Below are 16444 nucleotides of genomic sequence, written 5' to 3'. Positions count from 1 at the left end.
TCACCACCCCATCTCGGCTAAGAAAGAGAGCAGTTTGTCGTGCCGCTGCCGGTCGCCGCTCACGTATTTTCCCAGTTCGCACACACCGCCGATCACCCCGTCTCGGATATAGAGGATACGGTTGCCCCGTCGGGCCGACACCAGATCGTGGGTGACCATAATGATGCTCTGCCCGCTCTGGTGCACCTCGGTCAGCACGTCTAGCACAGCCCGGCCCGATGCCGAGTTCAGCGCACCTGTGGGCTCATCGGCAAACACGACCTGCGGCCGGTTGACCAGCGCCCGTACGATTGCAGCCCGCTGATTTTCTCCACCCGAGAGCTGGGCGGGGAATTTGCGCCAGATCTTCTCGGTCAAGCCCACTTTACCCAGCAGTTCTTTGGCATAGGTCACGATCGCTCTCTTGTCTTTTCCAGTCAGCAGGCCGGCGGCCAATATATTGTCCAGGATACTCATATTGTCCAGCAAAAACATCTGCTGGAATACAAAGCCACAGTGCTCACGGCGAAAGATCGCCAGCTTGTCATTGTCCATCTGCTCGATCTCGGTGTCAAAAAAGTGGATCTGGCCGCTGGTGGGCTGGTCCATGCCCGACAGTGCATACAGCAGCGTAGACTTGCCCGCCCCCGATGAACCCATGATCACGGTAAAATCGTCCTGATATATCTCGATATCCAGGTCCTTGAGCACCTGCTGTTGCTGCGCTCCGGTGCCAAAATACTTGCAGAGCCTCTCGGTCTTGATGACGGTATTTTTCATAATGTATCCCTTCTCGCCGACTTTATATCACCCGGTCACACCTTGCCCATCTTGCTGTCCTCGGCCGCCAATGCATCCTCCTGCGCGCCGTAAACACGGGCTAAAGCCACAAACTCCAGCCGCAGACGGCGGCATATCTCGTCTTCGTCTATATCCAGATAATTGGCGTTTACCATAACTGCCAGCCCATAGGCGTAGATCATCATATCGTAGTGCAGCTGTTTTGCCTGATCGGCGGCCATATTGTAGCGCTGTGTCAGAGTCTGCATGATATTGGGCGCGTTGATATCATCGATCGCCCGCCCATTACCGTGGCGATCGCGCATGTACAGATAGCGAAACATCTCTTTTTCCTGTTTGGCAAAGCGGATAAACCCCAGGCCAAAGGCCATATATGGCGGGTACTTGCTCTGCGCCGTATAGTGCGCAACTGCCTGTACGTAAAGTCGCTCAGCCTCTCTCTTCATCTCTGCTTTCAGCGCTTCCATACTGCCAAATTCTGTGTAGATAGGTTGAGTTGAGCAGCCCAGCTTTTGTGCCACACTGCGGGCATTGAGATGGTCATGGCCTTCTTTGCGCAATATTTCTACCGCCGCCTGCAGCATAGCTGCACGGGTCACCTTCTTTTTGGCCGGCATAGCATACTTCCTCTCTTCAATATAACGCATGTTATTAAAACACTTGTTATAATAACATGCGTTATATTTTCTGTCAATCGTTTTCTTCTCTATTTACGGGCATAACAAAAGCCCGATCAGCCGGTGGGGCGGCTATCGGGCCAGAAATTATCAATATTTACCTGTCAAGTCATACCGTCACTTTGTTTTGTACGGGCCAGCTTGCCGCGCCAGCCACTCTCTGGTGAGAAAGCTGCACATCATCCCTCTATTGCCGGGGGAGCCCACCGCTCAAAATCGGAGATAGATAGCGGCTTAGAAAAGACGTATCCCTGTATCATGTCGCAGCCTACAGCGCGCAAAAAGGCCAGCTGCGATTGGGTCTCTATCCCCTCCGCCACCGTGTGGATGTGCAATTTTGCAGCCAGCTGGACAAAGCTGGCGATCACCTTCTGCGCTTTTTCGCTGGCGATGTCATCAAAAAATTGCCGATCCAGCTTAATGGTGTCCACATCAAATTCTTTGAGCAGTGCCAGCGAAGAAAATCCCACTCCAAAGTCATCCAGCGAGCAAAGAAAACCATTGCGGTGCATCTCTTCCACCGAATTTTGCACCAACTTACGCTGCTGCTCATCAAAAAATGTCGACTCGGTCAGCTCGATCTCGATCATTGTATCGGGGATGTGGTAGCGCTCTTTCAGAGCGGTAAACGGCCGCAAAAAATTGAGATTTTTAAAGTGCGCACGGGACATGTTCACCGATATGGGAACCAATTCGCGACCCTCCCGCCTCCACCTGTCCAGCAAGATACACACCTCTTCAAACACATAGAGGTCCAGCTTGCAGATATCCCCCGTCTTTTCAAACAGCGGGATAAAATCGGATGGAAAGATGGTCCCCCGCTGGGGGTGTACCCACCGCACCAGCGCCTCAGCTCCGGCTAAGCGGCCATCCGTCAATCTCACCTTGGGCTGTAGATAGACCTGAAAGTCGTGATTCTTTAGCGACGCCTCAAACAGCGCGCCCAACTCCTGCTCTTTCTTCATCTGTTCCAGCATCTCGGCACTGTAAAAGGCACATTTCCCCTTCTCGCCCTGTAGCTTGCAGGCCATGCGGGCCCGGTCTTGCCAAATAGTCACGTCGGCAGCGGGATCTTCTACCACACAGGCCCCCTGTAAAATGGTCAGATAATACCGGATGTCGGTGTGTTGAGAAAAGCTGTTGATATCGGCCATCAGCTGGTCTAAACGCTTTTGAATAGTCTCTTTATCTCCGGTGTGCAAGCACAGAAAAAACTGATCAGCTGCTCCTCTGGCAGCGATCTCATCGGCTTGGATATGCCTTTTGAGCGACACATAGATGTGGCGCAGCGTATCGTTGCCAGCCTCTACACCAAAATTTTCGTTGATGAGCTTAAAGCCCCGTACATTTAAAAAGATTACCGTATAGGCGCCGGGGTCCATACCCAACGATATGAGCTTTTCGTATGCCAAACGAAAAGCAGCCTGATTCATACCTCCGGTCAGTTGGTCGGTAAATGCCACCTGCTCCAGGTATTTCCTACTGGTGCGGTAATAGCGCAGCTGTAGCAACAAAAATACCGTCAGTACCGCCACGATACCGCCGACGATCAAAAAAGCGCGCAACATATAGGCGTCGGCACTGCCAGATATCAGCCCGGCCGGCACCAGTGTCAGCAGTAACCAGTCGTTTACATATAGCGGCCGATAAGACAAGACCAGTTGGCTGTCATCGGTGGCGGTAAACTGAAATACGCCGGCCTGTTGCTGGGCTATATTTTGCTGCATCTGGGCGATCGCCTGCTCAGCAGCTAAGTCCTCCCCCTCTTTAAAAACACTGTCCAACTGCAAAAAAGGCTTGAGGTCGGTAGGTGAGAGCACCACCTTTCCGGTACCATCTATAATACAGGTGAGACCGTGCCCCGAAAAACTCTTTGGCTGGATGAGCTGCTGCATATTCTCTTTACTGCGCACTCCTGCCAGCACGCTATCGATCTGCCCATCCTGCTCGATGGGGGTCAAAAATAAAAGATTTTGCCTGTCTTCAATATAGGTGACCGTCTGCTGGCCTGCAAAGGCGTCTTTTATGCCCGGAACACTCTGCAGGTCGACTTCTCCAAGATCCGGTAAGTCCGTGAGCTTATTTTTTTCTATGATGAACAGCGCGTCAAAATCCAGGATATCGGCTTGGCGCTCCAAGAGCTGCTGGGTCTCATCCGGCCCTGAAAAACTTGACAGTTCTTCCGACAGAGCAGCCAATGTCATCTGATAAATATGAAAACGGGAAGAGATATCGCTGGCCAGCTGATCAGATACATCGGTCACATACTGCTCGGTGCTGGCCTTCAACGCCTTTTTTAGGCCTGAGGTATTCCACAACATCAGGGCGATCACCAGCAATAAAATAGCTGATATCACGCCCAGCTGCACCCCGTGCCCAGCAGACGATCTATTCTGTGCCTGGTCGTACTTCGCACGCACCCGTACACCTCCTCATTTACTCTATCCTCATGCTATCATGCTTTTTTTACAGGGACAACAATCAATCTGTGTACGTACACATATAGTATGTTGTGTTTTGTCATTATCTACAGTACAATAAAGACAAATTGTGATCGAGAGGAGCCTATCATGCAAAATAAACAGACTTTATTTGACCACGTGTACCGAGATTTGCGGGAACAGATCCTGACTGGACGCCTGCAGTACGGCGATAAGCTCCCCTCTATCAGCAGGATGTGCGAACTCTATAATGTCGGTATCCGCACCGTGCGCGATGTTTTGCGCGCACTCAAAGAAGAGGGGTATATCTCCACGCAGGAACGGCGGCCCACTACTGTTCAGTATCAGTTGCCCGTCACTGAGGGAATAGATGCAGCTATGCAGTCGGTTCTGGTACGCCGCACGTCGATCATTGATGTATACCGCACGATGTCGATCATCATGCCACCCGTATTTGCGCTCTCAGCCCAGGTGTTTGGCGATGCCTCATTTGTTCAGTGGTCGCGTGATCTGGCCCGGCTCAAGGGAAAAGATCCGGCAGTCTGCTGGCAGGCCTATTCTTCCCTGCTCTATACACTGCTAGACCGCTCTCATAATCTCCTATTTCGGGACATGTTTGCCAGCCTGGAAATATACGCTCGCACACCGTATTTTCAAAAGCATCCCCGTCACGCCCAATGGGTGGCGGCACACAGTACCTTTCACAGCGCTATGCAGACCATGGAGTCTCTGCCCACCAAAGATGGAGCACTCATCACCACCCGATTTCAGAGTATGTTCCAAGCACTGACAATAGCCGTGGAAAAGTGGATCGATGAAGCGCTGGCGACCTGTAAGACCCCTCCACAGGAGGATCCCAATTCCGGTTATACCTGGACCTCTGAGCGGGGCCGGGACCACTACTACACCCAGATCACCCGCGATCTCATCGATAAGATCGGCATGGGTATATACCGCGAAGGAGAATTTCTCCCCTCCGAGGCAGCGCTGGCCAAGCAATACGGCGTGTGTATCTCCACCGTACGCAAAGCTATGGCTATGCTCGGTGAATTGGGCTTTGGGCAGACCTTTAATGCCAAAGGTACCCAAGTACTGTTACAAAAAGATGACGAAGTACTGCAGTGCATGAAAAACAAGACCTACCGGCGCGATACACTGCTCTACCTGAGCGGACTGCAGTTCATGGCCATCGCCATCAAGCCGGCAGCCATGCTGGCTCTCCCCCATCTAGACCGGCAAGTAGTCCTCGATCTGCAAAAGCAGTGCCGCAGCCAAAATGCGATCCCACTGGAAAAGATCTTTTTTTGTATCACCGATCATCTGCCACTAGCGCCGTTCAGAACTATTTTATTAGAGGTAAACAAGCTGCTGCACTGGGGATATTATTTTTCCTTTTACAGCGAAGGGCCAGCCAGCTCTAATCTGCTCTTTCAGATCAGTTTCGCCGCTCTCGATGCTCTGCGGCAGGGAGATGCTAATGGGTTTATCACCCATCTCTCGTCCTGCTATGGGCACATTCTCACCTTCGTGCGCGATTTCGTGGCTACCCGAGGCCTGCCAGAGGCCGCCGATATTATCTCCCCGCAGGAATTGCACTAAAAATAAACATCTTACTGGGCCGTAAACATGGCCTACAGAGTAAGCATATATTTCATAAAGTAGCTGCCACTACGTGGCGGCTACTTTACTATTTTTCATCTCGGAAATAAGCCCAATCCATATCAGATAGTATAACTGAGAACTAAGATTGCAAAAAGAAAAAAGCCATCGACTTTGTCGATGGCTTTTGCACTAGTAAGTGTTTGTAAAAAAGGCACTCATTAGAAAGAAAAAAGAATATTATCTTAAATGCTACATGCAGTATATCCTAATTTTTCACATGATTGATTTTCTAAAAAAGAGAATAATCCTTAAATAACAGCCCAACCATTGAGCCTATTGTATTCAAAAGGTCTTGCCCGTAGCCCCAGATTTACTTTTCTATTTTTTGATACTTGCCTCATTTTAAAGCGAAATAGTCATGTTCATCATTCACAAGTTTCATTATCTCTAAAATATCCTCTGTTTTGACATCGGGAATGTCAAGGGGTCTCGTTCGCTATGAAATTTTAAAGTATCATCAAACGACTCATCAATATAAACGTGCGTTTTAACTTCTCCAGCACACCAATCACAATGATTATGTATACACCGCGATTCCTCATAACTATTTTTGCTGACTGCTGTTTTTACAATATTCTTAAATCGTTTGTCGTAATTTTGGCAAGCAAAAAACGAAACATAAAAATCGGTCTCGGCTGCTTGCCTTATACCGATTTTGACTATCTGTTTGCTGTGCAAATCGTGCTTAAAAGAGATTCTCATCCTCTCTTATTTAGGATTGTAACCAAGCTCCGAAAGGTACATTATAAGTTCACGGTATATCGCTTGCTTTTCACAATCAAGTTGTGATAGATATAGCTCTATCAATTCCTTTTGTTTCTTGGTTTTCACTGTGTTACACCCTGAATATCTCCAATTTCAGTTGTATTTCTAAAATTTATCAATATAAGCAAAAAGATTGCCGATATAATATCGACAATCTTCATGGTCCGAGTGTAATGATAGGACTTAAAGAAACCCAGTCATATCAACAGTTTACAGGCCGCAAGCAAGAGGCTTTTATCCTTTTGATCTCCAATATATTGACCTCAAAGACTTTTTATAGCTGCACTAATGAGTTCACAGACTATATTACACTCATCAGGGTATTGAGATTTGAAGGACTTAATACAGTCATTCCTAACGGAAAATTCATCCATTGACAATAGTTTTGCTAGATGGAAAAACTCTTTATGCTTTCCTACAGCTAGTGCTTGTTCAAGGAAGGATGTAACATCTTCGGCAGAAATGTCCCATCGTTCAACTAGACCCTCTAAATTTGGAGCTTTTAACAAATATTGAAGAATACTCATCTCAGGCCAAGTATCTCCTGGTATATAACAAATTTTAGCTCCAATAATTCTCTGGAAAGTGCCTTCATCATCTATACGTGTTTCCAAATGATTCCTAATTTGACGAATTTGTTCATCATGAGCTGTCCGTTTGTCGCCATCTAAAAATGAAATGAAGTTCATTTTTTCTTCTCGATAACGAGCCGCCATTTGCTTTAAAATAGCCTGATCAGATCCAATAACATATACTTCTAAACGTTCTCGTATGTGTAAAGGAAGAAGATTTATAATAACAGATTTTCCAACCTCATCCTCAACAAACACGTCTAACTCATGGGTGTTTTGCCCAGCTAATTTCCCAAATGCATATTCTGCACTAATCCCTTGGGTAATATTAGTTTGGGCATTTTGATTCTGGATGAAGAATCTTGCTTCAGGAGGAATACAACTTAAAACGATGTCAGAGTGAGTTGAACATATAACTTGACATTTATTTTTATAACATATTTCTTTTAATATTTTAATAAATTCTCGTTGCGCTTTTGCGTGCAAACCGAGCTCAATTTCGTCTATAACTAGCAATGATCCGGAGCCTGCAATTAACAATTCCAATAAAATTGATATTACCGCATTTTCTCCCGCTCCCATGTTAAATCCAGAGTAGGAAATTTCATTTCTCTCCACTAGAAAAAGCCTATATGAGTTATGCGAAAAAATACGTAATGAAGAATAGTTCTTTCCAAAAATCCGCCCCGCTAATGTTTTAATTTGATCTAGTATAATGGGGGGAATTGCTTCTGTCTCAAAGGCTTTTCGATATGAGCGGTGCGCTGAACTCTCGGATGGAGGAACAATTCTATTAATCCCTAAGTAAATTACGTTCCTAGATTTTCTGGTGTTGAAGTCATTCCATTTACCGCTAGGTTTTTTCTTTCGAAGATTGGGAATGTCGCCATCCGTCTGACGAATTGTATAGGTTATTTCTATTCCCTGGAGGCCTGTCTCTTCTGGAGAAAAGGTGAAAAAATCTCCATAAGTAAAATAACTTTTTTTTCGCGCAAACTGATGAAATGTATCATCATTATGAAATGCACATGCAGCTAGTGCTAAAATGGTTGATTTACCAGAACCATTCTCCCCGACAAAAGCTGAAATTGGATAGGTAAAATCTATTTTACAGGGGAAAACACCTCGAATATTTCCGTTATCAATTTCTAAGCCTACTAAGGAATTACGAGATTTATCATGAGAAAACCATCGAAGATTATCCTTATCTAATTGTGATAGGGCATAACTCATATAATCATTACCTCATTAGTAGAGTAGATATAAGACATTATAATAATAGCCTCTAAATACTCTAATTGCAAGAATTTGTTGAATTTGCCCGCCCATAATTTTATGCTTATGCCGTTCAATGTGTTAGAAAAATAAAAAGCCGCAGAAATCATATGATTCTGCGGCTTTGGTCCGAGTGACAGGAGTCGAACCTGCGGCCTCTTGAACCCCATTCAAGCGCGCTACCAAACTGCGCTACACCCGGAAGTGCCTATTTAGTATAGCACGACACTTTTCAAAATGCAACACCCAAATTCTATTTTTCTATAAATTTATCGCCATATAGTTTCCGTACTCATATTGATTACAAAACTAACTGTTCCGGCAACTTTTAAGTCGCAATTATTCCAGTAATATTAAATAATATCGGAAATATTTATTGTATATGCCCGGAACATGTGATATCCTGAATAAAAAAGTATATATTCCGGAAATTTAGCAAGAACAAAGGAGGGAAATCCATCTTGTTAGCGAAACTTCAACTGGATATCTCTTCGGATACGATCTGTATCCGAATGGAAGGCGAGGATCAATTTGTACAGACAGTGCTAGACGACCTGCGCACCAGCGGGCTTGGCGCGCTGGAAAAGGCAGCTACTTATGGTGATACATCGGGTATATCAGCAGCAGGGAATGATTTGCCTGACCAAAAAGATCCCGCGGCTCTTTTCCCGGAAATCCATACTTCCACTTCTTCAATAACGGAAGATCCATCACCAGGGCTGGATACGGCTCCACAAGGTAGTTCCTCCCCTATTTACGGTCGTAAAAAGAGTCATGCGGCTGCAAAACCACAGCTTGTAGATGGGCTGGATGTATCGGTAAACGGCGGACATATCAGTTTGCCGGATTATTTGCGCGGCCAGCGTCTGCGCACCCGCTTTGATACACTGGTCGCCATCATGGCCTATTTGCGCAATGTGTATGGTTTTCGTGGGACCATCACAGCCGATGTGGTCTATACCGCCTGGTATCAGCTAGACAGCTCTGTCGATCGGGTCAAAGGTTGTATCTATGATGCCTGTCGCCCTAAGTGCGGTTATCTGCGCGCTGTTGGGGGCGGCTACGAGTTGACTGAAAAAGGCGAGCGGCGGGCTCAGCAGCTGCAGAGCGGCAAATAGCGCGTTTCGTACAACTTGTTTTTTGCGGTCGTAAATGCTATAATAACTGCAGCTTGGCCGTGGAGAAACGGAGACTGGGAATATTATTTCTCACTACTACAAGTCGATCAAGGAGCGCAGTATGGCCTATTTTGTAGCGTTTACTATTTTGGTTTTGATCATCTCGAACGTCCCCTTTTTACTGAAATTGCCCATCTATCAGTGGGGAATGTGGCAGTGGATCATGTTGGTGCTCAACATTCTGCTCATTTTCTTCTTTGTGCTGATGGTGTGGTTTGCCATCCAGGGCTCGAAAGAGAAAAAGGCCGAGAAAAAAGCTATAGAGGAACGGCAGGCAGCAGCCAAACGCCGGCAGGCCCAAATGGACTACTCCGACTTGGATATCGTGCCTGATGGCAGCCGCCGTGACACCAACGACTACGAGTACTACACTCAGGTGGAAGACGGCGAGGTGGAATATCGGGACGGCAAGATCGTGCTGCACGCTGAAGACGGTGATGAGGACGACACAGCGTCCTCCGGCGAGCCCGATGCACAGTAACCATAAAACTCAAAAAAGAGGTATCGCCGTATGGCGATACCTCTTTTTTGAGTTTCAATCAGCAAGCATGCTCAGACACATATAATAATGATCCATTTTTAACTCCTGATATTGAAGTCATTGACGTATGTGCGCGGCTGATAGTGGCAAAATAAAAGCAACAGCTATCAAAAAATTCTCTGACTATTTAAATGTATAATAGGAGGCGCTACAGATGATCGCACCGCGTGGAAACCGCACGACTTTAAAAGAGATGAAAAAAGAACCGCCCACCACCGTGACCACAGCCGGCACTGATTACCGCTCCAAAGATGGTAATCAGCACAGTATCCACTCACAAGTAGCAGACTTTGAAGTAAAAAATGAGCGCGACTACAGCGAGGAAAACCAGAAGTAAAGATCTTTTGCCCAAGAGAGCCCGCCGGCTAAAGCCAGTGGGCTCTCTACTTTTGCACTGCACAGACAGTGATGCGGCTGTATTGTGGACAGAGTGTATGCTCTTACTGTTCGGATGAAAATTCCAGCTGGCGGGGTGCGATGACCTGGGAAAATACGATCTGTGTTTGGGTGTTGCCAAAGCGCTGCAGCTGGGCCACAAAGAGATCGAGCTGGGCCGTATCTGGAAAGCAGACTTTTAAGAGCATGGAAAAGGCGCCGGTAACATGGTAGCACTCCAGCACGTTTTTTTGCTCTTTGATAAAGTCGCGAAAAGCGGGCTGATTTTGGTGAGACAGTACCATATTGATAAAAGCGGTGATGGCATATCCGGCTTTTTTTGCGTCTACTGTGGCACAGTACCCGGTTATGATACCCTGCCGTTCCAGCCGCTCTATACGCGCTGCCACTGCCGGCGAGGAGAGATAGACCTGTTGAGCCAACTGCTTGAGCGGCATGCGCGCATTTCGCTGCAGCAGCGCCACGATCTTTTGGTCTACACGGTCCATGCCCATTCCCCCACCTGCTGCCAGAGGGCAGCTGTTTTCCAGTACGATTATACCACAGGCTGGTAAGCGTTTAAAAGAGGAGCAACGCTCAGTTTTGGTAATTTATCAAAATAAAGCAAACCGGCTGGTTGGCTTAACAATTTTAAGTACATACAAAAAATACCAAACATTCTTTCTAGTTTGCCTAAAAGGCTTTACCAGACGCCACCGGCACACTATGCTGTGGGTAGAGAGAAGTGTTTATATTGCCTGGGCAGACAGCCTAGGTAGATTGAGAAAGGTGTGCGTGCACAATGACTACCAGAGTGGAAGCAGATTCGATCGGTACCTTAGAGGTCCCCAGTGAGGCCTATTACGGTGTACAGGCGCTGCGCGCCAGCCAGAACTTTCCCATTACCGGACGCAAGATGCACCCGCTGCTGATCCGGTCGCTGGCCTGCATCAAAAAGGCTGCCGCCATTTCAAACCGGGACGCAGGTGCGCTGCCGGGCAATATTGCTCAGGCTATCATCAGTGCCTGCGACGAGGTGATCGATGGTGCCTTTGCCGATCAGTTTATTGTGGACGCCATACAGGGCGGGGCGGGCACCTCGGCCAATATGAACGCCAACGAAGTAATTGCCAACCGGGCCATCGAGTTGCTGGGCGGCCAAAAAGGCGATTACGCAGTGGTGCACCCCAACGACCATGTGAATATGGCCCAATCCACCAACGACGTGTTCCCCACAGCTGGCAAGCTGACCGTTTTGCAGCTGTTGCCGCTGGCCGCCCACCAGTTAGAGCGGCTGTATGAGGCGCTGCGCCAAAAAGGTGAGGAGTTCGATGACATTATTAAAATGGGGCGAACCCAATTGCAGGACGCAGTGCCGATCCGCCTGGGGCAGTCGTTTTATGCGCTGAGCCAGGCAGTGCGCCGGGATTTGGAGCGGTTGCGGCTGGCCGAAGAAGAGATGCACACCATCAATATGGGTGGCACTGCTATCGGCACCGCTATCAACGTCTCTCCCCGGTACTTGGCCACCATCACCGACAACATCCGCCACGTCACCGGTCTGCCGATGGTACAGGCGGTGGACCTGATCGATGCCACCCAGAACCTGGACGGTTTCGTCACCGTTTCGGGCATTATCAAGACCTGCGCGGTGAACCTCTCAAAAATGGCCAACGACCTGCGGCTGCTCTCGAGCGGGCCCAAGACCGGCGTGGCCGAGATCAATCTGCCAGCTAAGCAAAACGGCTCCTCTATCATGCCGGGCAAGGTAAACCCCGTTATCCCCGAAGTGGTGTCGCAGGTGGCCTTTAACGTGATTGGCAACGACTTTGCCATTACGATGGCGGCTGAGGCGGGTCAGCTGGAGCTCAACGCGTTTGAGCCGGTGCTGTTTTACAACCTGTTTGAATCGATCGAGACGTTGACGGGGGCGGTACAGACCTTTGTGGACAACTGTGTACTGGGCATTACCGCCAACCGGGAGCACTGTCTAGAGCTGCTGGAACACAGTGTGGGTATGGTGACTGCTCTGTGCCCCAAAATAGGCTATAAGCGGTCGGCCGAGATCGCCAAGCAATCGCTGAAAACCGGCATTCCCGTGCGAAAAATGGTGGTGGATATGGGCATTGTGAGCGCCGACGAGGTGGACCGCATATTAAACCCGGTATCGATGACCGAGCCACAGCTACAGGCTGTACAGTAGATAAAATTCCGCCAAAAGCACCGCTTTAGGCTCTGTAAGACGGGGCTGGGACGGTGCTTTTTTCTTGATATTTTAATGGACCGACATGCTCTTGTGGGGTAGCAGTTGGTGCAAACGCGTACTTTTATCCCCTATTTTTATCGGAAATAACATGATTTTATGCCAGAAAACACCTGTTGGAGAGCTGTTTAGCTGGAAATGATGGCCAAAGCCACCAGTGCCGTGCTAGAATAAAGCGATCGGACAAGTTTGCGGCTGCTGCCGCTGGCGTGATGGGCCGAGAAGATGGGAGGGCTTTGTGTGAAATACCGCGTAGTGGCTAAAGAGGCATTTAGTGTGGCCGGGGTGCGGACAGTGACCGAGCAACCCGGCGGTGTGTGGGACATAATAAAAAAAGACGGCCGCATGCAGCAGATGCAGCGGGACGCCCAAGGGCAGCCAGTGACACTGGGGCTGTGTTTTGGCTTTGACGGTACAGGGCGCAACGACAATATGGTGGGCTTTGTGGTGGCAGAGGAAGTACCGGGGTACGCCTTCTACACATTTCCCCCCTCGGACTGGGTGGTGTTAAAGGCCGAGGGCAAGATATCCGACGGGGTGCTGTATAAGAGCTGGCAGTACATCCACGGCGAGCTGATCGACCGCCAGGTGATCTGCCAGCGGGAGGTACCGACCATTGAGGACTACCAGGTGTGGAACGAGGAGTCGGACTACTGCCGGGTGGAGATCGGGGTGGCGGTGGTATAGGTTACTGGTCTACAGCATAAAAAGAGCGGGCGCACGGGTGGCGCCTGCTCTTTTTTGCTTTTTAAATGTTACCAAATTGTTAAAACGGGCAATTTTAGGGCAATTGGACTGTATAAGGCCCGCCGATGGGCAGACAGCGGGAGGTGTTGGCATGACCCACCTGGCTGGTATAGGCGATGGGAAAGGCGCAGCCCTGTGTTTCCTGTAACACCAGCTGGTGCATGCTTGGCTGTTGGCGGTGCTGCTGCATATAGGTGAAGGTGCCCAGCAACAGGCCGGAGATATGTTTAAATACACCCAGCTGCCGCAGCTGGGAGAGGTAGGTGACCATTTGCGGTACGCCGCCGCCAAGGCTCTCGATAAACAGCAGCTTGCCGGTGAGATCGGGCATGTAGGGTGTGCCGGCCAGTTTGAGCAGACAGCGCAGATTTCCGCCCAGCAGTGTTCCGGACATCCGTTCTCCGCGCAGGAAGTGCCACTTCACCCGGAACAGGTCGTCTGCTCCGGAAAACATGCTGGCGACGAAGGCGGGCTGTTGCTGAGCACTGCTTTGCCAGATGAGATTTTTGACCTGATACAGATAGGAGACCACACCGGTCTTGGTGTACAGGGCATTGAGCAGCACCGTGAGATCGCTGTAACCGAAAAATGGCTTGGGGCTGGCGGCGATCTGACGGTAATCGAGCAGATCGAGCAGCTGGTTGGCCATATCGCCGCCGGAGATATCGAAGATCGCGCGGATTTGGCTGTCGGCGTAGGCCTGCTGCAGCGCCGCGGCCCGTTGGGCGGCAGTACCGGCAAAAGCGGTGGGCCCGGCGTACAGATAGTCGCTGCACACCGGGCAAAGGCCCATGCCGCGCAGCACCTGCATGAGCCGCTGCACCTCTGGCTGCTGATCGACAGGCAGGCCGTTGGAGCAGGCCACCAGCGCGACCTTGTTTCCCGCTGTTAACTGCATGGCAATCCCTCTTTTTGGTGGGTGGCCACCTTTTGCTGATAGCTGCTGCCCCAATCGACCATGGCATCCAGCACCGGTTTAAGGCTGTAACCGGTAGCGGTGAGTGTGTACTCGACCCGGGGCGGGACCTCGGCGTAGACTTTGCGGCTGACCAGACCGCTCTGCTCCATGGCCCGCAGGTTGGCAGTGAGCACCTTCTGCGATATTTTGCCGATAGATTTTTTAAGCTGCCCAAAGCGCTTGGTGCCGGCGAGCAGATCGCGAATGATGAGTACTTTCCAGCGGTCGCTGATGAGCATGAGCGTGGTCTCGACCGGGCAGGCGGGCAATTCTTTTTCGGTCATGGGTGTTCCCTATCCTTTCTTTTAAAAAAGCTGCTGAACACACAGTATTTGATAAGATACAAAAGCGAAGATCCTGCACATCTATTATAGGCGGGCTGGTGGGTGGTGACAAGGGGCGGATATGGAGGCGGGGTGGGAGATGGCAGCTACCTGGTGGATATCAGGCGACAGCCAAGGCCCTGTTGTGTGCCGACATATAAGCTGCACCTGAACCATGCGATATCTGCTATTTAGTGTACTAAAAACTATTCATTGGTGTGTTGGTGGGGAAATTTGGGGAGATATTATGAGTGATGACCAGATAGGCCTGCTGCAGACGGACAGATCTTTAAATGATAGGACCGCTCTGCTGCTAAGGTGCCTATAGACAAAAAGCACTCCTTTACCCCTGTTAGGGCCGCGGGCCAGGAATATACGATCAGAGGAATGAGGGATAATTTTCTAGAGATGGATCTATTGACAGGGACTCTGAAAAACACTTGCTGACCCAGGGACGATTGCGCGTGATGTTGGAACTGATCCCAGATGCATTTTCGTATCCGGCGTCTTGGAAGACGGACGCCTGTCATATAGCTGATTGGCAATATCAGCCGACTATCGATTACATCTGCTCCAGTTTATTGGGAGGAAAAACACCCCAGAAATCTGGGCAACAACTTCGTTGGCGCACAATTCGGCAAAAAGCAATTTTATGTTTAAACAACTCGGTTGGACACTTTGGGATAAAGGGGATGTTCGGGACTGGGATGGATCACCTAAACTGTCCGTTTAGCTTGTTGCGTAAAACCCGTTATTACTTGACGTGCAAGGAGTAAAAAACTACCCGGCGACAAAGCAAATGATGCAAAAGTATGCACGATAGAGATCTGGACATATATGCTGCGGGCAGCGATACAGAATGTTCTTATACGGTGATACAGGGACCTGGAGAGCAGAGGTGGAGCGCCTTTGCTCTCGTTGTTTTTTAAGGGGCATTGGGCAGTTGCCGCGGACAAGGTGCTGGTAAATACTTACTTTGACGGCAGTTAAAGGCTATTTTGTTTGCTGTTCACCGCTTACTGTTTGCTGTTTGCGGGAAAGCAGGCAGCAGTAGGGGACGGTGAGCGAGGCGCTGGGTGAGATAGCTTTACATGGGCTTTAGATTTTTATTGAGCCGATCGACCATCCACGACAGGCGCCGGGCGCGGCCAGACGCGGTCTTGGCGCTGAAATACGCCCGGGCATATGTTTTTTGTACCGACGGAGACATGGCCAAAAAGTTGGTGTGCGCCGGCTGGTAGGCCTGTAACAGAGTGGACAGGGTACCGATCTGCTCACTGGTGACCGGCGGTGGGGGCGGGGCGCTCCACTGGCCATTTTGCTGGGCCAGCTGGATCTTTTCAAGGCCACTTGGGGTCATGAGGCCCTGTTTTTGCAGCTTTTGGGCCAGCGCTCTGTTTTTGGCCGACCATTTACTGTTATTGCGGCGCTCGGCAAAATACTTTTTATAGCGCTTATCGTCGATGCGCTGCATCTGGCCGTCGATCCAGCCAAAGCAGAGCGCCTCTTCCAGCGCATCGCTGGCACTGATGGTATTGGGGCCGCCTGCTTTGCCCAGCAGCAGCCAGACACCAGTTCCCGAGTGGCAGTGCTCGGAGAGCCAACGGCGGAAGTCTTGACGGCTGATAAAATGCATTAGTTCACACATGATACGATACCTCCCGGTGGTGGATACTGCCGGATGAGTCGCGGCAGTGGGTATATGGCGGCCAGGCGGTGGACGGACCTTGCTACTTGGGCGATCTGCCTTTTTTAAGTATAACACGGTGGCGGTGTGGGGTTGGGCGGCAGATGTTTTGCCGGGCGCGTCAGGATGCTTTTTTGCTGTGCGAGCTGGGTACTGGCGGGGCTGTCAGTCAGGGGTGGCGCTTTGGAATACCGGTGTCC

14 protein-coding genes and 1 tRNA gene are annotated in these 16444 nt (G+C 49.7%); 6 read left to right on the top strand and 9 right to left on the bottom strand.

What is annotated here, in order from left to right:
- The 3 genes from H8K20_RS02265 to H8K20_RS14160 all read right to left on the bottom strand — a co-directional run bounded on the left by H8K20_RS02265 (position 1) and on the right by H8K20_RS14160 (position 3877).
- Positions 1-759, bottom strand: coding sequence for an ABC transporter ATP-binding protein (locus tag H8K20_RS02265; protein WP_105203550.1), 759 nt, complete (start codon positions 757-759; stop codon positions 1-3).
- Positions 760-794: 35 nt separating this feature from the next.
- Positions 795-1397, bottom strand: a complete 603-nt coding sequence (locus H8K20_RS02260) for a TetR/AcrR family transcriptional regulator (protein ID WP_164998093.1) — start codon at positions 1395-1397, stop codon at positions 795-797.
- 239 nt (positions 1398-1636) lie between these two features.
- Positions 1637-3877, bottom strand: a complete 2241-nt coding sequence (locus tag H8K20_RS14160) for an EAL domain-containing protein (RefSeq protein ID WP_186487350.1) — start codon at positions 3875-3877, stop codon at positions 1637-1639.
- Positions 3878-4027: 150 nt separating this feature from the next.
- Here H8K20_RS14160 and H8K20_RS02250 point away from each other — a divergent pair, with 150 nt between their 5' ends.
- The gene (locus H8K20_RS02250) at positions 4028-5497 is read left to right on the top strand and encodes a GntR family transcriptional regulator (RefSeq protein WP_186487349.1); all 1470 of its coding nucleotides are present in this window, start codon (positions 4028-4030) and stop codon (positions 5495-5497) included.
- A gap of 1091 nt (positions 5498-6588) precedes the next feature.
- Here H8K20_RS02250 and H8K20_RS02245 read toward each other — a convergent pair.
- Complete coding sequence (locus H8K20_RS02245) at positions 6589-8130, bottom strand: ATP-dependent nuclease (protein ID WP_186487348.1); 1542 nt, start codon at positions 8128-8130, stop codon at positions 6589-6591.
- A 167-nt stretch (positions 8131-8297) separates the two neighbouring features.
- Positions 8298-8374, bottom strand: a tRNA-Pro gene (locus tag H8K20_RS02240).
- Between the two features lie 259 nt (positions 8375-8633).
- Here H8K20_RS02240 and H8K20_RS02235 point away from each other — a divergent pair.
- From H8K20_RS02235 to H8K20_RS02225, 3 genes are all read left to right on the top strand, one after another.
- Positions 8634-9290: a hypothetical protein gene (locus tag H8K20_RS02235; RefSeq protein ID WP_186487347.1), complete on the top strand. Its 657-nt coding sequence runs from the start codon at positions 8634-8636 to the stop codon at positions 9288-9290.
- A 121-nt stretch (positions 9291-9411) separates the two neighbouring features.
- A complete protein-coding gene (locus H8K20_RS02230) occupies positions 9412-9831 on the top strand; it encodes a hypothetical protein (protein ID WP_186487346.1) in 420 nt (139 codons plus the stop codon).
- A gap of 214 nt (positions 9832-10045) precedes the next feature.
- Positions 10046-10228: a hypothetical protein gene (locus tag H8K20_RS02225; protein WP_186487345.1), complete on the top strand. Its 183-nt coding sequence runs from the start codon at positions 10046-10048 to the stop codon at positions 10226-10228.
- A 103-nt stretch (positions 10229-10331) separates the two neighbouring features.
- On the opposite strand, the gene H8K20_RS02220 is transcribed toward H8K20_RS02225, so the two are convergent.
- Positions 10332-10775, bottom strand: coding sequence for an Lrp/AsnC family transcriptional regulator (locus H8K20_RS02220; RefSeq protein WP_186487344.1), 444 nt, complete (start codon positions 10773-10775; stop codon positions 10332-10334).
- 293 nt (positions 10776-11068) lie between these two features.
- Between H8K20_RS02220 and H8K20_RS02215 the strand changes: the two genes are divergently transcribed.
- Both H8K20_RS02215 and H8K20_RS02210 read left to right on the top strand, forming a co-directional pair.
- On the top strand, positions 11069-12469 hold the full coding sequence (locus tag H8K20_RS02215; protein ID WP_186487343.1) for an aspartate ammonia-lyase: 1401 nt from the start codon (positions 11069-11071) through the stop codon (positions 12467-12469).
- A gap of 300 nt (positions 12470-12769) precedes the next feature.
- Complete coding sequence (locus tag H8K20_RS02210) at positions 12770-13216, top strand: effector binding domain-containing protein (RefSeq protein WP_186487342.1); 447 nt, start codon at positions 12770-12772, stop codon at positions 13214-13216.
- Between the two features lie 94 nt (positions 13217-13310).
- Here H8K20_RS02210 and H8K20_RS02205 read toward each other — a convergent pair whose 3' ends face one another.
- The 3 genes from H8K20_RS02205 to H8K20_RS02195 form a co-directional block, all read right to left on the bottom strand.
- Complete coding sequence (locus tag H8K20_RS02205; RefSeq protein WP_186487341.1) at positions 13311-14174, bottom strand: LD-carboxypeptidase; 864 nt, start codon at positions 14172-14174, stop codon at positions 13311-13313.
- On the bottom strand, positions 14165-14518 hold the full coding sequence (locus H8K20_RS02200) for a winged helix-turn-helix transcriptional regulator (RefSeq protein ID WP_186487340.1): 354 nt from the start codon (positions 14516-14518) through the stop codon (positions 14165-14167). Before H8K20_RS02200 ends, H8K20_RS02205 begins: the two co-directional genes overlap by 10 nt.
- Positions 14519-15644: 1126 nt before the next feature.
- Positions 15645-16205: a YdeI/OmpD-associated family protein gene (locus H8K20_RS02195; protein ID WP_186487339.1), complete on the bottom strand. Its 561-nt coding sequence runs from the start codon at positions 16203-16205 to the stop codon at positions 15645-15647.
- Between the last annotated feature and the right edge of the window lie 239 nt (positions 16206-16444).

The organism is Neobittarella massiliensis (ex Bilen et al. 2018), assembly GCF_014269355.1.
Taxonomy (GTDB): Bacteria; Bacillota; Clostridia; order Oscillospirales; family Ruminococcaceae; genus Neobittarella; species Neobittarella massiliensis.
Note: the sequence above shows the minus strand (reverse complement) of the source record. Positions and strands in the feature narration are given on the sequence as shown.

Coding starts and splice junctions, on each gene's coding strand:
- H8K20_RS02215 (WP_186487343.1), top strand. CDS start 11,069: ATGACTACCAGAGTGGAAGCAGATTCGATCGGTACCTTAGAGGTCCCC.
- H8K20_RS02230 (WP_186487346.1), top strand. CDS start 9,412: ATGGCCTATTTTGTAGCGTTTACTATTTTGGTTTTGATCATCTCGAAC.
- H8K20_RS02265 (WP_105203550.1), bottom strand. CDS start 759: ATGAAAAATACCGTCATCAAGACCGAGAGGCTCTGCAAGTATTTTGGC.
- H8K20_RS02205 (WP_186487341.1), bottom strand. CDS start 14,174: ATGCAGTTAACAGCGGGAAACAAGGTCGCGCTGGTGGCCTGCTCCAAC.
- H8K20_RS02200 (WP_186487340.1), bottom strand. CDS start 14,518: ATGACCGAAAAAGAATTGCCCGCCTGCCCGGTCGAGACCACGCTCATG.
- H8K20_RS02225 (WP_186487345.1), top strand. CDS start 10,046: ATGATCGCACCGCGTGGAAACCGCACGACTTTAAAAGAGATGAAAAAA.
- H8K20_RS02250 (WP_186487349.1), top strand. CDS start 4,028: ATGCAAAATAAACAGACTTTATTTGACCACGTGTACCGAGATTTGCGG.
- H8K20_RS02260 (WP_164998093.1), bottom strand. CDS start 1,397: ATGCCGGCCAAAAAGAAGGTGACCCGTGCAGCTATGCTGCAGGCGGCG.
- H8K20_RS02220 (WP_186487344.1), bottom strand. CDS start 10,775: ATGGACCGTGTAGACCAAAAGATCGTGGCGCTGCTGCAGCGAAATGCG.
- H8K20_RS02245 (WP_186487348.1), bottom strand. CDS start 8,130: ATGAGTTATGCCCTATCACAATTAGATAAGGATAATCTTCGATGGTTT.
- H8K20_RS02195 (WP_186487339.1), bottom strand. CDS start 16,205: ATGTGTGAACTAATGCATTTTATCAGCCGTCAAGACTTCCGCCGTTGG.